A 16,327-nucleotide genomic window follows, 5' to 3' on the forward strand; every position below is an offset into this window, starting at 1 on the left:
CCTGCTCCCGCGCCGAATGCCCATCGAGCCAAGGCCCCTTGATAATGCCCAACCCCGTCGATCCCATGCCGCCGCTGCCTCGTATTCACGCCCTGGACCCCCAGCAGGCGGAACAAAGCTGGGAAAGCGCCCCGCAGCTGCTGGCGGCGCTCAATGCCGCGCGGCTCGGCGCCTGGAGCTGGGATATCGACAGCGGGCGGATCAGTTGGTCGCGCGGCACCCAGGCGCTGTTTGGTTTCGACCCCCCGCCAGCCGCTGCCCAAGGACCTGGATTACCTCGACCTGCTGCCCCCCCGAGGACCGCGGACGGGTGATCCGGGCGTTCCATGCGGCACTCACAGGCGAACCCTTCGGGCAGGCCATGCACCATCGCATCCAATGGCCCGACGGCAGCCTGCACTGGCTGGAGATCAACGGCAGCCTGCTGCCGGACCCGTCCGGGCGACGCCGCATGATCGGGGTTATTCGAGAAATCACCCATCAGCGCGAGCGCGAACAAGCCCTCAGCCACTCCGAAAAACGCTTCGCCACGCTGTTTCACCTGTGCCCGAACATGGTCCTGCTGACCCGCCAGGAAGACGGCCTGATCAGTGAGGCCAACGAGTATTTTGAAAGCCTGTTTGGCTGGCCGGTAACCGATGCCATTGGCCGCACGACCCTGGACCTGGGGCTGTGGGTGCATCCGGAACAACGAGCCCTGCTGGTCAAGGCCACCCAGCGCAAGGGCGAACCCATCACCATGGAGGTGCAGTTTCGCGCCAGTAATGGGCAGGTTCATGACGGCACACTGAGCGCGCAAAAGGTCGAACTCGACGGCCAGGCCTACCTGATCAGCACCTTCCTCGACACCACCGAGCGCAAGAACGCCGAACAGGCCCTCAAGGACAGCCAGGAGCGCCTGGACCTGGCCCTGGATTCGGCCCAACTGGGCACCTGGGACTGGCATATCCCCAGCGGCATGCTCTATGGCTCCGCGCGGGCCGCACAGTTGCACGGCTTGGATCCGCACCCGTTCCATGAGTCCTTCGATGCCTTTTTTGAAGGTATGCCCGATGAAGAGCGCGCCAGTATGCGCGACGCCTATCGCACCTTGCGGGAAGGCCCGGCAGGCAATTACCAACTGACCTACCGCGTGCAACTGGAAGACGGCAGTTCGCGCTACCTGGAAAGCCGCGCCCGCCTTTACCGTGACGCGCAGGGTGCGCCACTGCGCATGGCCGGCACGCTGCTGGATATCACCGACCAGGTGGAGCGTGAACAGCGCCTGAGTGCCTCGGAAGAGAAGTTCGCCAGCCTGTTCCTCGCCAGTCCCGACCCGATCTGCGTCACACGCCTGGCCAGCGGCGAATTCATCGAAATCAATCCCAGCTTCAGCCAGACCTTTGGCTGGAAGGCCGCCGAAGTCATCAATCACACCGCCGAACAGATCGGCTTGTGGGATGAGCCGACCCAACGCCTGCAGCGCATCGAGCAGGTGATCCGCGAACAAGCGCTGAACAACGTGGCGATCATCGTCCACCACAAGAATGGCCAGCGTCTGACCTGCATGATTTCCAGCCGGCTGATCACGGTCGGCAACCAGCCCTGCGTGGTCACTACCCTGCGCGATATCACCCAGCAACAGCGCTCGGAAGCGGCGCTCAAGGCCAGCGAGGAAAAATTCGCCAAGGCCTTCCACTCAAGCCCCGACGCGGTATCCATTACCGAGCGTGACACCGGGCGCTACGTGGAGGTCAATGACGGTTTCTGTCGCCTGACCGGCTACCGCGCCGAGGAAGCCATTGGCCTGACCCTTTACCAGATCGGCATCTGGGCCGATGACAACCAGCGCGCCGCACTGCTGGCCGAACTGCAGATCAAGGGTCGTATCCACCACCTGGATATGCTCTGGCACAACAAGCGCGGCGAGTTGCTGGCAGTGGAAGTGTCGGTCGAGCCCATTACCCTCAATGAAACGCCGTGCCTATTGCTCACGGCACGGGATGTCAGCCTGTTGAAAAGCGCGCAGGCGCAGATCCGCCACCTGGCCTATCACGACCCGCTGACCAACCTGCCCAACCGCGCATTACTGATGGACCGCCTGAGCCAGCAGATCGCCTTGCTCAAACGCCACAACCTGCGCGGCGCGTTGCTGTTTCTGGATCTGGATCATTTCAAACACATCAACGATTCCCTCGGGCACCCGGTAGGCGATACCGTGCTGAAAATCGTCACCGCGCGCCTGGAAGCCAGCGTACGCATGGAGGACACCGTGGCGCGCCTGGGCGGTGATGAATTCGTCGTACTGCTCAGCGGCCTGGAAGGTTCGCGAATGGAGGTCAGCAAACAGGTGCAGATGCTGTCCAACACCCTGCGAGAACTGCTGTCGGAACCGATGTTCCTCGATGGCCAGCGCTTACAGGTCACCCCCAGTATCGGTGTTGCGCTGATTCCCGACCACGGCTCGACCCCGGCGGACCTGCTCAAGCGCGCGGACATTGCCCTGTACCGGGCCAAGGATTCCGGGCGCAACACCACGCAGATGTTCCATAACAGCATGCAACGCACCGCCAGCGAGCGTCTGCGCATGGAGACGGACCTGCGCCTGGCGTTGTCGCGGGGCGAGTTCAGTGTGCACTACCAACCCCAGTTCGATGCCCGAGGCAATCGCATTGTCGGCGCCGAAGCCCTGGTGCGCTGGCAACATCCACAGTTGGGCGCACAATCACCGACAGAGTTCATCAAGGTCCTGGAGGACAGCGGTCTGATCCTCGAGGTGGGCACCTGGATCCTCGATGAAGCCTGTGCCACCTTTGCCAGGCTGATTGCCGAGGGCCTGGTGAAGCCCGAGAGTTTCAGCCTGTGCGTGAACATCAGCCCCCGGCAGTTTCGCCAGAACGATTTTGTCGAACGGGTGGAACACAGCCTCAAGCGGCACCAGTTGCCCTTTAGCTTGCTGAAACTGGAAATCACCGAAGGCATCGTGATTCAAAACCTGGACGACACCATCAACAAAATGCGGCGCCTGAAAAAACTCGGGGTCAGCTTTGCCATGGACGACTTCGGCACCGGTTACTCATCATTGACCTACCTCAAGCGCCTGCCGGTCGACGCCCTGAAAATCGATCAGTCCTTTGTCAGGGACGCCACCCACGACCCGAACGATGCAGAGATCATCCGCGCAATCGTAGCCATGGCGCGCAGCCTCAACCTTGAAGTGATTGCCGAGGGCGTGGAAACCCCCGAGCAACTAGCATTCCTGCAAGGCTTGGGCTGCCACCTGTATCAAGGCTACTTGCACAGCCGACCATTGCCCGTGGAGACGTTCATGCAACTGTTGAGGGACGGCGCGCACACCTGAAAACAACCGGACGTCAGACCAATTTCAACGCTCGCACGAAGTAGCCCTTCCAGTCCGAGGCGTCCAGACTGCGCTTTTGCCCATACAGGTCGAACATTCCGTCAACGACCGTCACTGAGTGACTGGTATCAGCCAGCGTTCCAATGGCCCCGTCAATCAGTTCTTGAACCGTGCTTTCCCGGACATAGGCATGCAGCCCCAGCCTGCGAAGCGCCGACCCGGGATACTCGCCGTCACTCAAGGTTTGCATGGCGATCTCATAACTCTGGTTTGCACGACCGTCGTTGTTCTCCAATTGCGCCCGCTTGGCACTGACGGCGTACAAGAAATTGGCATCGGCCAAAAGTGCCTGGTCGCTGCCCTTCAAACCGGAGTGCGCCTTGGCCTTTTTCAACTCATCGTGGGTCACAGTCAGTTTGTAGCCATCTCGCATGGCCACTTCGTATCCTTCAGCGGTGGCGGAGATTTTTTTATAGATGCCTTGCGGATTTTGCCCAAACCTCATCATGGCGGCCTTGATCGCGGACACCGTGACGCAGTTGCCTTCCACGCCTTGGTAAAACCCACTCCAGATATTAGCGGGACGAACACCCACACGCGCATTTGAGATAAGCAGATCATTTGTATCCGTGGTTTCAACGGGCGCATCTGGCGCCTTCTTATCATTGAACAACATATAACCGTAACTTCTGTCGACCTTGCGCTGCTCCGAATATACATGCTGGGTATTATCCATCACGAACGCAGAGCCAAAGTTATGGGTTTCTACGATCCCCAATGCGCCACCCGCCGCCATATACGTTGTAGGCACAAACTGCGCAAAACCCATCATCCCCATACCACGCAGGCAGTTCTGCGTGGTTTCACCTTCAAGACTCTTGAGCAAGACACTCTCGAAACGTTCATGATTGCCGGTGAGCTGCTTGCGCTTGATAAAAGCCGCAAGCACAACGTTGGCCTGCGAAATAGCCGTCCCATCACTCCCGGAAAATCGTGACGCCTGTGCGGTCAGCCTCAGCTCCTCGGCAGACACATGAACTTTAAACTCATCCTTCATGGTGATCTCATAACCGTCGCCCACCGCCTCGACCTTCTCGAACATATCATGGGGACTTTGACCAAACGTCATCATCATCAACTTGATGACTGCAGCATGAGTGCTGTTATCAAAGCGCTCGCAAAAGTTGCCTCGAGTGGCGGTAAACGCTTTCAAAATATCATGGGGTTTCTCCCCTTCCGCCGCCGACAAGGTCACTGAAGACAAACGCTTGATGGGCTGATGATCCGCCCTGAAACCATCAAATACTGCTCGACCCAACAGTCCTACATTCATAAAAACCTCCTACCCAATCCATTATTAAAGACGCGACAAAGCACACATCGCCGATAAGCGAAAAACTTCACAACTTAAAAAACATTAACAAGCAAAAACCTGCGCAGGATAAAGACAGCCATTTTTATTATTAAAAACAACATCTACTGCAAAAACGATTACTTACCAACAATACCCATCAATCAACTAACGCCACTGCATGCCCATGGGTTGGCGTCTTTCCTTTTCTTCCCCACCACTCTTCCTTACCGCCAATCACCGCAACTGAATGCCCAGTCCGGTTGACCATACCGACTTGCCCCTTGGCCAGGACACTTACAGCCACGCGCCGCATGTATTTCTTCAAGCCCAAGCGCAGAAACCCTTCTCCCGCCCCTCTCTCATCTTCACCGTCATTCAGGCTACGGATTGCCGCGCTAAAACTTCTCGCCGCCCGGCCATCGTTGTTTTCCATCTGCGCGCGCTTGGCGCTGACAGCAAACAGGAATTGAGCATCCTTGAGCATTCCCCTGTCTCGTCCAAAAAAGCGCGCCCCCGTTGCCGCTTGCTTCAACTCTTGCTCGGTAAGCGTCAGCTGAAAGTCATCTCGCATGGTGATGGCATAGCCGCGCTCGGTCTTACTGACTTTTTTATAAATGTCCGTCGGGCTTTGCCCAAACTTATGCATGGCCGCCTTGATCGCCGATACCGTTACGCAGTTACCATCGGGACCTTGACGAAAACCGCTCCAGATATCATCGGCCTTCGCCCCATTACGTTTATTCGAGAGGCAATCAAGAGGCGGGGTGGGTGGAGTTACTGCGGGTGTAGGCTCCACCTTGGGTAAGGCCAGATCGGGGGTGGTCTCGTCAAAAACGAGCTTCTCTTTGTTCCGGCCAGACAACAGGACTGACATCTGATTGAAAAAAAGCCCTGAACATTGAGACAAGCCCCTTTAATTCCGCCTCCAGGCTTTCCGAGTAATTACTGAAACCCGTTGATTTGTTATTTTCAGCAAGATGGCGGGATACGCCAATGACACTCGCGTTATGCCGCCTGGGTGTTTGGCTCACAGTTTTTAAACTACCCTGCGTCCTTGCTGAACAATCGCACATAGCATTTGAAGTACTGTAAACACTTAAAACAGACATCATTTGTTCTCCCACAAAGTGCCCCTCCGGCCGTCACTTGACCGGAGAAGCAACTGATTGAAACCAACAACTGGAGTTGGTGCTTATTGCCGCAATGGATGCCCTAGACCCGGCGAGAAAAACCCCGTGCCCTGCCTATTTCATCTGGGCCACGACCAGGGCCCGGGGACGTCAGATCAGGTTCTGGTACAGGGTTATGCTGCGGCACCGCAGGTGTTGGCCGGGGGAGAACCTCAGGACGTACGTGCACGTGAGGCTCCGGTACTGCCCGATCAGGCACTAAACCGGGCTTTATGTGTTTGTCGTTCACGAATACTGTCGGCCTGTGCACCAGGTCGGGCCTGATATGAGTGTCGATCATCGGCGAGGGCCGGGGATGGGGTCGCACTGGCACCGTAGGTCGAGGGTCCTCCGGGCAGTGGCAATTGTTTATGTTGAGATCGAGGTTCACCCGCACCACGGTGTCAGACGACACCTTGGAATCGGTACCCGCAACCTTTGGCATAATCGTGATATCGGGCACCACCACAGATTGCTTGCCGCCTTCCAACTTCACTCTGGCATCCGCACCTGGGATCGCAGGCTTGCTGTCGGACAGCACCTTGAGGTCCTTGCCGGGCGCCACCGGTTTGTCCGCGATTAGTCCATTCTTCTGCGGACGCTTATCAGCTTCGACCTGCACTTTTGCGTCCTGTCCAGTGGTCAGCACCTTGTCAAAAAGTGTGGGTTCAAGTGAAGGTTTCTTGCCAGACAACATGTCTCGCATCGCTTTGAAAACAAGCTCAAACATATCAAACAGTTTTGAAAATGCTTCCGCACTGAAGGCTACGCCGTTACGGCCGACCTCTACAGGGCGATTATTTTCAGGCAAAACCGTTGGTTTATTACCCAGTAACTTATTCCCCTCCCCAAGGGGCATGGGTACTGGCATCGGTGACGGCAGGTCAAGTGGGCGATTGGGGACAATAACACTTGGAGGATTATTAAAAGACAGATAAGACATTATTCATTCCTCTTCTCAGAACAGCACCAGGGTGTTCAAACACCCCTAACGAACACTAGTTACTTACAACTTGAAACGGCGGTCATCGCTTCGAAGTCCCTAGATTCGTGGAGCAAAAAACGTTCTAGTTCCAGAAATCGCGAAAAACATAAGGACATCAAAAGAAAACTTCAGACTTTTACCCATGGACATCTGCAAAAAACCTGCTACCCAAGGGCTTCCCCTGAAAAAAGCGATGTCATACCCGCTAATAAACAGCGCCCATGAAAAAAAACGATATGATTACTTGAACTTCCTTTACAGCGCCCATGCTATTCACCGCGCGTTAATACTGTTGCCACTCTATAAAAAATCGAAAAACAAATAGTCGTACTCACACCCTCAACTGACTGGCACTACAATTACGTTACATATACCTGCTCTTAATAAACCAGACTGAATAACAAAACCAAACATGAACTTCACCGAGAGCGACTGAATTACGTGCTCATCCAGCAAAGCCTTAAACAAAAAAAGGGCGCCAGAGGCGCCCTTTTCAGAGGAAATGAAAAACTTAAAAACATGAACTCAATGTTGCAAAGCCGGCTTCTGCGCGCCATTGATTGGAATGCGCTTGGCCTTGGCTTCTTCCGGCACCACCCGTAACAGGTCGATACTCAGCAAGCCGTTGCTCAGGTCCGCCGCCTTGATTTCAATGTGATCCGCCAAGCGGAACGACAATTTGAAGGCGCGCTGGGCAATGCCTTGATGCAGATAAGTGACACTCTCAGCCTTGGTATCGCGCTTGCCGCCACTGACGGTCAATACGCCCTTCTCTACCTGCAGCTCTAGGTCATCTTCCTGGAAGCCGGCAGCCGCGATGACAATGCGGTACTCGTCGTCGCCGTGCTTCTCGACGTTGTAGGGCGGGTAGCTGCTGCCCGGCTCATTGCGCAGTGCAGTCTCGAACAGGTCATTGAAACGGTCGAAACCCACGGACGAGCGGAACAGCGGCGCCAGGGAAAATGCAGTACTCATGGTCAAATCTCCTGAAATATCAGCAAGGTTCTTTATCTCCACGACCCGAATTCGGCATCGTGTAATCCCTAGATAAGGACCGCCAATTACATTTCAAGAGAGGCCGTAGGAAAAATTTCAGGCCACTTGCGGGTGGGGCATTCCGAGTAAACGGCTGACCTGCTGAAGGTCGGTTTCCCTGCGCAACGCGGTAAACAGCTCCACAGCTTGCGGGTAGTTACGCGTCAGCATGGCCAGCCACTGCTTCAGGCGACCCGGTGCCTGGCGCTCAGTCAATTGCGCCACGGACTGCCTCCAGAATTCCTGGAGCATGGGCTGCATGTCCTCCCAGGTCATTTGCACCACCTCGTGACCTGCGCGCGCAGCAGCGATCTGTCGGGCCAGATCGGGACGCGCTACCAGGCCGCGACCCAGCATGATGTCTTCGACCCCGCTGATCTCACGGCAGCGCCGCCAATCCTCGACACTCCAGATATCACCATTGGCAAATACCGGCACCTTGACCACGTCCTGCACCCGCGGGATCCATTCCCAGTGCGCAGGCGGCTTGTAGCCATCGGCCTTGGTTCGCGCATGCACCACGATATGCGCTGCGCCGCCTTCAGCCAGGGCCGTGGCGCACACCAGTGCGCCATCCGGGCTGTCGAAGCCCAGGCGCATCTTGGCGGTCACCGGAATATGCGCAGGCACGGCGCGACGCACATGTTCGACGATCTGGTTGAGCAGCTCCGGCTCCTTGAGCAGCACCGCACCGCCACGGGATTTGTTGACGGTCTTGGCCGGGCAGCCGAAGTTCAGGTCAATAACCTCAGAACCCAACTCACAGGCCAACGCGGCGTTTTCCGCCAGGCACACTGGGTCGGAACCGAGCAACTGCACGCGCAACGGCACGCCCGCAGCGGTCTTGGCGCCGTGCAGGAGTTCAGGAGCAAGCTTGTGGAAATAGGCCGGGGTCAGCAGGCGGTCGTTGACCCGGATAAATTCGGTCACGCACCAATCGATACCGCCAACCTGGGTCAGCACGTCCCGAAGGATGTTGTCGACCAACCCCTCCATGGGCGCCAAGGCAATTTGCATGGAAAACACTCAACGAAAAACGTGGCGCAGTTTACTGGGTTTCCCACAGCAACCGTTAACCCTACCGCCCATGTAGGAGCGAGCTTGCTCGCGAAAAACGCCCAGACAACACGGTAAAACTGATCGACCGCGTTATCGTTGACGCTCTTCGCGAGCAAGCTCGCCCCTACAGGGACGATGCCGTAAGCGCCACGCCATAGCCCTCGATAAACTCCGCCGGCATGCGCTTGGGCTTGCCACTGGAGAGCTCGATACAGACAAAGGTGGTTTGCGCACGCAACAAGGTAGTGCCATCGCTGGGGCGCATCAGTTGAAAGCGCCGGGTCATTTTCAGGCGCTGGTCCCAGTCGACAATCCACGTGGCCAATTGCAACTCGTCGCCTTCGTAGCCCGCCGCAAGGTAGTCGATCTCATGGCGCACAACCGCCATGGCCCGGTCCAGGCGCCGGTACTCGGTGAGGTCCAGGCCCAGGCGCTGGGAGTGGCGCCAGGCGCAACGCTCCAGCCATGACACGTAGACGGCATTATTGGCATGCCCCAGGCCGTCGATGTCCTCAGGGGCCACCTGCAGATCGATGATAAACGGCTTTGCCAAGTCCCAGCCCATGCCCTGCTCCCGGTCGATTAATGTCGGCGGGGAGCAGTGTAACCCATCGTTCGGCTCAAGCGGTTTGCCGCGCCGGCTCACGGCAGCCGGCGAGCAGCGCCAGCACACCTTCGACCACCCTTGGGTCGGCCAGGACTTTCTGGTGCCCGCCCTGCTCCAGACGCAACAGGCGACTGTCGAACCAGGCCTCATGGATCATCTGCGAGGCCTTGACCGGAACGAAGGTGTCATCTTCGGCATGCACGATCAGCCCCGGAATGTTCATTTGGTAGTGGGCGACATCCAGATGCTTGAGCGGGATGCCCAGCGAGTACTCGACCTCTTGGATAAACGCCGTGCGCGCTCGCTCCGGCATGCCGACCACCCCGGCAAAGCCACGCAATACATCGAGCAAGCGTGAAGGGGCAGCAATGCTCACCAGCGCATTGGTGCGCAGGCCCAACTGGATGGCCAGCATCGCACTGGCCCCCCCCATGGAGTGGCCCACCACCGCGTGCAAGGGCGGTAACTCAGCAGCAGCTTCCAGCATCGCCCGGGCAAACAGCACCACATGGGCTTCGCGGCCCGGCGAACGACCATGGGCCGGACCGTCGAGCGCTATCACCGAGTAACCCGCGCCCACCAGTGCGTCGATCAGGCTGGCGAACTGGGTCGGTCGCCCTTCCCAGCCATGCATCATCAGCACCGCCGGGCCCTGGCCCCAGCGCAAGGCCGACAGGCCAAAGCGCAAGGTGACGCGCTCGGCCTGCGCCAGCAATGGCAACTCCCAATCACGCGGCGGCAAGTCACGCGGCGTCATGAAGGCGCGACGCATCTGATTGGCGATAGTTTGCGGGGCCAGCCTGCCCAAGGTGCCGTTGACGCGGCGAATCCAGCTTAAGGTGCTCATCCATTCACTCCCCAGGCTCACAAGCCTTGTTCAGCGCACTGCCGACTTGGAGGCGCGCAATACACGATCCGATAATTCGCCTGGCCCCAAGGCCCGGGCCAATGCCAGGCCACCAATCATCAAGGCCATGTCGGCCAGGGCCTTGTCGGTGTCTTCCGGGCTGGCGGCCAGTTGCGCGGCCATCAACTCGACATGCTGGTTCAATACGTCGCGAAACTCATCCGGCAGACGGTTCATCTCGCCAACCGTGGCCGGGATCGGACAGGCTTGGGCGGTAGAATCGCGATGCTTGCGCGAGAGGTAGAACGCAGCGACCAGGGCTCGGCGCTCTTCGCCTGTCAGGCTGGGGTCCATATCGTCGATAGATGCCCGACGCCGCGCCAATAGTTGCTCGAACGCCTCCAGCATCAGGGCGTCCTTGCTTTCAAAGTGGGCGTAGAAGCCACCAACGGTCAGCCCCGCCGCCCCCATGACTTCACCCACACTCGGTTCGGCCGGGCCACGCTGGATCAGCGCGGAGCTGGCGGCCTGCAGAATACGTTCACGGGTTTGCGCTTTTTTATCGCTCATGACGGCCTCCGAATATTACGGTTAAAATATTATCTGCATAATACTTTTTAGCAAGCGGTGAATTCGACCGTTGGTCAGAAGAGGTATTTTGAAGAGGGAGGGAGAAACCCAAACGCCAGACAAACAAAAGGGTCATTCAATAATTGAATGACCCTTAAAAATCCCGCAGAGCGGGTAATCGTGGCGTCCCCTAGGGGACTCGAACCCCTGTTACCGCCGTGAAAGGGCGGTGTCCTAGGCCACTAGACGAAGGGGACACAAACCTTCTATACACATGATCAGGCTGAGACTGATCGATCCAAGGACGGTGTGGCCGGAACCTTGAACCTGTAAATTGGTGGAGCTAAACGGGATCGAACCGTTGACCTCTTGCATGCCATGCAAGCGCTCTCCCAGCTGAGCTATAGCCCCGGATTTTTCGTCTCGCGACGCAGCAGACCTTGCGAACTGCTTGTTGAAACTGGCGTCCCCTAGGGGACTCGAACCCCTGTTACCGCCGTGAAAGGGCGGTGTCCTAGGCCACTAGACGAAGGGGACAAAACCTTCTGTACAACTGATCAGAGCTGAGTTCTGATCGATTCAAGGACGGTGTGGCCAGACCTTGAACCTGTAAATTGGTGGAGCTAAACGGGATCGAACCGTTGACCTCTTGCATGCCATGCAAGCGCTCTCCCAGCTGAGCTATAGCCCCTCATCGGTGAGGACGGGGCGAATCTTAATGGTGGTTTGGAAACGTGTCAAATTTATTTTCAACAATTTCCAAACTTTTTTGCCGGGATAACAATCACTTACCGACGAAACCCCGGAAAACCTGGGTTTCGTCGTTTCAACAAGCTCCTTAAGCGATAGCGCCCAGCAGCTTTTCCCATTCCTTGTTTTCTTTCTTCGACACACCGCCAAGCAAATCAAGGGCTTGGCGCAGACGGAAACGGGTCAGGTCAGGACCAAGGATTTCCATCGCATCCAGTACCGACACCGAACTGGCTTGCCCGGTAATCGCAGCAAACATCAGCGGCATGGCATCGCGCAGTTTCAATTCCAGGGATTCGACCACGGCTTGGATGGTGGCGGTGATGGCATCCTTTTCCCACTGGCGCAGGCTTTCGAGCTTCCACAGGATCAACTGCATCAACTGGCGAACCTGGTCACCCGAGAGCTTCTTGGACTCGAACAGCTTGGCATCCGGGCTCACGCCACCGGCAAAGAAGAAGTTGGCCAACGGTGCAACCTGGCTGAACGTCTCCACCCTGCCCTGTACCAGCGGTGCGATCTTCATCATGTACTCAGGGTTCAACGCCCACTGCTGCACACGGCTGGCAAACTCCTCCACTGGCAGGTCACGCAACCATTGGCCGTTGAGCCACGACAGCTTCTCGATATCGAAGATCGGCCCGCCCAGCGAGACGCGGGACAGGTCAAAGTTATCGACCATTTCCTGCAGGGAGAACTTCTCGCGCTCGTCCGGCATCGACCAGCCCATGCGGCCCAGGTAGTTGAGCATCGCTTCAGGCATAAAGCCCATGCGCTCGTAGAACGTCACCGAGGTCGGGTTCTTGCGCTTGGACAGCTTGCTCTTGTCCGGGTTACGCAGCAGCGGCATGTAGCACAACTGCGGCTGCTCCCAGCCGAAGTATTCGTAGAGCAGGATCAACTTGGGTGCCGACGGCAGCCATTCTTCGCCACGCAGCACGTGGGTGATGCCCATCAGGTGGTCATCGACCACGTTGGCCAGGAAGTACGTCGGCAGGCCGTCGGTCTTCATCAGCACTTGCATGTCCATGCGATCCCAAGGGATCTCCACGTCACCACGCAGCATGTCAGGCACCACGCACACGCCTTCGCTCGGCACTTTCATGCGGATCACGTGAGGCTCGCCCGCGGCAAGACGCCGGGCTACTTCTTCCTTGGACAGCAGCAGCGCGCGGCCGTCGTAGCGTGGGGTTTCGCCACGGGCCTGTTGCTCGGCGCGCATCTGGTCCAGTTCTTCGGCGGTGCAGAAGCACGGGAAGGCGTGGCCCATATCGACCAGTTGCTGGGTGTACTTCTTGTAGATGTCGCTGCGTTCGCTCTGGCGATACGGACCGTGTGGGCCGCCAACATCCGGGCCTTCCGCCCAGGTAATGCCCAGCCAGCGCAGGGCGTCGAAAATCTGCTGTTCCGACTCACGGGTCGAACGCACTTGGTCCGTGTCTTCGATCCGCAGGATGAATTCACCGCCGTGCTGCTTGGCAAAGCAGTAGTTGAACAAGGCGATGTAGGCAGTACCGACGTGGGGATCCCCAGTAGGCGATGGCGCGATGCGCGTGCGGACGGTGGTCATGGCGGGTCTCGAATGGGCAATAAAGCTGAAAATAAAACAAGGGGCGAATGGTAACAGCCCCAAGCCCCCCGGCTCCAGCGTGGGCCGATCAACAAAGGGCATATAAGCCAAGGTTGGGGCTGGAACCTCGACATAGCTATTTGCCAGATCGTTAGCTGGCTATATTCCATTACCTTTTGTAACTGACACTGCGCCGCCATGCCTGCTCAACTCAAACGCCGCCTGTTTATCTTCCTGTTCATCGTCGCCCTGATCGCCGCGGGCTTCTTCGCCCATTGGTTCTTCAAGGGGCGCTTTTATGAAAGCACCGACAACGCCTACGTGCAGGGCGAGATCACCCGGGTCTCCAGCCAGCTCGGCGCACGCATTGCCGAGGTCAAGGTCGGCGATAACGAGCACGTGGAAAAAGGCCAGTTGCTGGTCATTCTGGAACAGGACGACTTCCTGCTTGCCATCGATCGCGCCAACGCCGCCCTCGCCACCCGCGAAGCCGAACGCTTGCAGGCCACGAGCAAGCTGACCCAGCAGGCCAGCCTGATCGCCGCCGCCGATGCCCAGGTGTCGTCCAGCCAGGCGACCCTGGGCCGCGCGCAGATCGACTTGTCCCGCGCGCAAACCCTGCGCAAGCCCGGCTATGTCTCGGAAGAACGCGTCACCACCCTCTCAGCCGACAACCATATCGCCCGCTCCCAGGTCGCCAAGGCTCAGGCCGACCTGCAAGGCCAGCGCCAGCAGGTCAGCGCCCTGAACGCCGAAATCAAGCGCCTCGACGCGCAGATCGCCAACGCCCGCGCCGACCTCGCCCAGGCCGAGCTGAACCTGACCCGCAGCGAAATCCACGCGCCCATCAGCGGTCTGATCGGTCAACGCGCCGCGCGCAACGGCCAATATGTGCAGGCCGGCGCGTATCTGCTGTCCATCGTTCCCGACCAGGACATCTGGATCCAGGCCAACTTCAAGGAAACCCAGATCGGCCACATGGCCCCTGGGCAAAAAGCCGAACTGACCTTCGATGCCTATAGCGACACCCCTATCGAAGCCCGCGTCGACAGTTTGTTCGCCGCCTCCGGTGCGCAGTTCAGCCTATTGCCGCCAGACAATGCCACCGGCAACTTCACCAAAGTCGTACAGCGTATTCCGGTAAAACTCACCTTCGCCGCCGACAACCCACTGCACGGCAAGATCCGCCCCGGCATGTCGGTGACCGTCAAAGTGCAGATCCAAGACCCTGACCATGGCCGGTGATCAACTGCTGCGCCCGGTCGGCGAACCGACCCGGCGCGACTGGATCGCGGTGATGAGCGTGATGCTCGGCGCCTTTATGGCGGTGCTCGACATCCAGATCACCAACTCCTCGCTCAAGGATATCCAGGGCGCGTTGTCGGCCACCTTGGAAGAAGGCTCGTGGATTTCCACCTCCTACCTTGTCGCCGAAATCATCATGATCCCCCTCACCGCCTGGCTGGTGCAGTTGCTGTCGGCACGGCGCCTGGCGGTGTGGGTTTCGGTGGGTTTCCTGATCGCCTCGCTGATGTGCTCCATGGCCTGGAGCCTGGAAAGCATGATTGTGTTCCGCGCCCTGCAAGGTTTTACCGGCGGCGCGCTGATCCCGCTGGCCTTCACCCTGACCCTGATCAAACTGCCCGAACACCACCGCGCCAAGGGCATGGCGATGTTCGCCATGACCGCCACTTTCGCCCCGTCCATCGGCCCGACCATCGGCGGCTGGCTCACCGAAAACTGGGGCTGGGAATACATCTTCTATATCAACGTACCGCCAGGCCTGTTGATGATCGCCGGCCTGCTATACGGCCTGGAGAAAAAGGCCGCGCACTGGGAGCTACTCAAAAGCACCGATTACATGGGCATCCTGACCCTGGCCGTGGGCCTCGGTTGTCTGCAAGTGTTTCTTGAAGAAGGGCATCGCAAGGACTGGCTGGAGTCGAGCCTGATCGTCAGCCTGGGCAGCATCGCCCTGCTGAGTCTGATCACCTTCGTTATCGTGCAACTGTCCAAGCCCAACCCGCTGATCAACCTGGGCATCTTGGCCAACCGCAACTTTGGACTTTCCAGCATTTCCAGCCTGGGCATGGGCGTGGGGCTGTATGGCTCGATCTACCTGCTGCCGCTGTACCTGGCGCAGATCCAGGACTACAACGCCCTGCAGATCGGCGAAGTGATCATGTGGATGGGCGTGCCACAGCTGTTCCTGATCCCGCTGGTGCCGAAACTGATGAAGTACGTGTCACCGAAGTGGCTTTGCGCACTAGGATTTGGCCTGTTTGGCTTCGCGAGTTTTTCCTCGGGCGTGCTCAACCCGGACTTTGCCGGCAGCCAGTTCAACCAGATCCAGATCATCCGCGCCCTCGGCCAGCCGCTGATCATGGTCACGATTTCGTTGATAGCCACGGCGTACATCCTGCCCCAGGACGCGGGCTCGGCGTCGAGCCTGTTCAACATCCTGCGCAACCTGGGTGGGGCCATCGGCATTGCGCTGCTGGCGACATTACTGGATGCACGGACCAAGACCTACTTTGACTACCTGCGCGAGGCCATTGTGCCCACCAACCCGCAGGTGGCCGAACGCATGGCGACGCTGACGCAGACGTTTGGCAATGAAACGGCGGCGCTGGCCAAGCTCAGTGAAATCGCCCATCAACAGGCGCAAATCATGGCCTATAACGATGCGTTTCACTTTGTCGGGCTGGCGTTGGCGGTGAGTATGCTGGCGATCTTTTTGACCAAGGCGTTGCCGGCGGGGCTCAAGGCGGGGGAAGCTCATTAGGCCGAGGCTTACCTGCGATGAGCATCGATATCTACACAACTTTCACAAACTAATGAACTCCCCCGTGGCGAGCGGGCTTGCCCCGCGTTGGGCTGCGAAGCAGCCCTAAACCCGCCTATCGCGGTTTATCTGAAGAAACGCGGCGGGCTTTTTGGGGGCTGCTTCGCAGCCCAACGCGGGGCAAGCCCGCTCGCCACAGGGAAGTTCGTTGGTGTCTGAGTGTTGTGTAATACCGCTGCTGGGGTGAGGCCCCAAC

General features: G+C 58.3%; 11 protein-coding genes, 4 tRNA genes and 1 pseudogene. 3 read left to right on the forward strand and 13 right to left on the reverse strand.

The genetic code is table 11. The annotated features are described in order from the left end of the window. Positions 1-44 precede the first annotated feature (44 nt). Positions 45-3,340 (forward strand): annotated as a pseudogene (locus JTY93_RS17575) (EAL domain-containing protein). A gap of 13 nt (positions 3,341-3,353) precedes the next feature. Here the strand turns inward: JTY93_RS17575 and JTY93_RS17580 are convergent. The 13 genes from JTY93_RS17580 to gltX all read right to left on the reverse strand — a co-directional run bounded on the left by JTY93_RS17580 (position 3,354) and on the right by gltX (position 13,286). Further along, entirely contained in the window at positions 3,354-4,673 is a 1,320-nt protein-coding gene (locus JTY93_RS17580) for a hypothetical protein (protein ID WP_205476634.1), read from the reverse strand. A gap of 178 nt (positions 4,674-4,851) precedes the next feature. Beyond that, complete coding sequence (locus tag JTY93_RS17585; protein ID WP_311136318.1) at positions 4,852-5,568, reverse strand: hypothetical protein; 717 nt, start codon at positions 5,566-5,568, stop codon at positions 4,852-4,854. A 338-nt stretch (positions 5,569-5,906) separates the two neighbouring features. Then, positions 5,907-6,806 carry a hypothetical protein gene (locus JTY93_RS17590; RefSeq protein WP_169992323.1) on the reverse strand — a complete coding sequence of 300 codons (900 nt, stop codon included), beginning with the start codon at positions 6,804-6,806 and terminating at the stop codon, positions 5,907-5,909. 567 nt (positions 6,807-7,373) lie between these two features. Further along, positions 7,374-7,823, reverse strand: coding sequence for an Hsp20 family protein (locus JTY93_RS17595; RefSeq protein WP_169992325.1), 450 nt, complete (start codon positions 7,821-7,823; stop codon positions 7,374-7,376). Positions 7,824-7,940: 117 nt separating this feature from the next. Continuing rightward, positions 7,941-8,900, reverse strand: coding sequence for a tRNA dihydrouridine synthase (locus JTY93_RS17600; RefSeq protein ID WP_205518889.1), 960 nt, complete (start codon positions 8,898-8,900; stop codon positions 7,941-7,943). 166 nt (positions 8,901-9,066) lie between these two features. Next, entirely contained in the window at positions 9,067-9,507 is a 441-nt protein-coding gene (locus tag JTY93_RS17605; protein ID WP_205476632.1) for an acyl-CoA thioesterase, read from the reverse strand. A gap of 55 nt (positions 9,508-9,562) precedes the next feature. Beyond that, positions 9,563-10,396 carry an alpha/beta hydrolase gene (locus JTY93_RS17610; protein ID WP_205476631.1) on the reverse strand — a complete coding sequence of 278 codons (834 nt, stop codon included), beginning with the start codon at positions 10,394-10,396 and terminating at the stop codon, positions 9,563-9,565. 30 nt (positions 10,397-10,426) lie between these two features. Next, the gene (locus JTY93_RS17615; RefSeq protein ID WP_205476630.1) at positions 10,427-10,966 is read right to left on the reverse strand and encodes a TetR/AcrR family transcriptional regulator; all 540 of its coding nucleotides are present in this window, start codon (positions 10,964-10,966) and stop codon (positions 10,427-10,429) included. Positions 10,967-11,147: 181 nt separating this feature from the next. Next, positions 11,148-11,223: transfer RNA gene (locus tag JTY93_RS17620), tRNA-Glu, on the reverse strand. Between the two features lie 78 nt (positions 11,224-11,301). Then, positions 11,302-11,377, reverse strand: a tRNA-Ala gene (locus JTY93_RS17625). Between the two features lie 50 nt (positions 11,378-11,427). Then, positions 11,428-11,503 (reverse strand) — tRNA-Glu (locus tag JTY93_RS17630). A gap of 78 nt (positions 11,504-11,581) precedes the next feature. After that, positions 11,582-11,657: transfer RNA gene (locus JTY93_RS17635), tRNA-Ala, on the reverse strand. Between the two features lie 147 nt (positions 11,658-11,804). Then, complete coding sequence (gltX, locus tag JTY93_RS17640; protein ID WP_205480845.1) at positions 11,805-13,286, reverse strand: glutamate--tRNA ligase; 1,482 nt, start codon at positions 13,284-13,286, stop codon at positions 11,805-11,807. Positions 13,287-13,484: 198 nt separating this feature from the next. Between gltX and JTY93_RS17645 the strand changes: the two genes are divergently transcribed. Then, on the forward strand, positions 13,485-14,531 hold the full coding sequence (locus JTY93_RS17645) for an HlyD family secretion protein (RefSeq protein ID WP_205480843.1): 1,047 nt from the start codon (positions 13,485-13,487) through the stop codon (positions 14,529-14,531). Beyond that, on the forward strand, positions 14,521-16,071 hold the full coding sequence (locus JTY93_RS17650; RefSeq protein WP_240344674.1) for an MDR family MFS transporter: 1,551 nt from the start codon (positions 14,521-14,523) through the stop codon (positions 16,069-16,071). The genes JTY93_RS17645 and JTY93_RS17650 overlap by 11 nt, the downstream gene beginning before the upstream one ends. Positions 16,072-16,327 lie beyond the last annotated feature (256 nt).

The organism is Pseudomonas hygromyciniae, assembly GCF_016925675.1.
GTDB classification, from domain to species: Bacteria; Pseudomonadota; Gammaproteobacteria; order Pseudomonadales; family Pseudomonadaceae; genus Aquipseudomonas; species Aquipseudomonas hygromyciniae.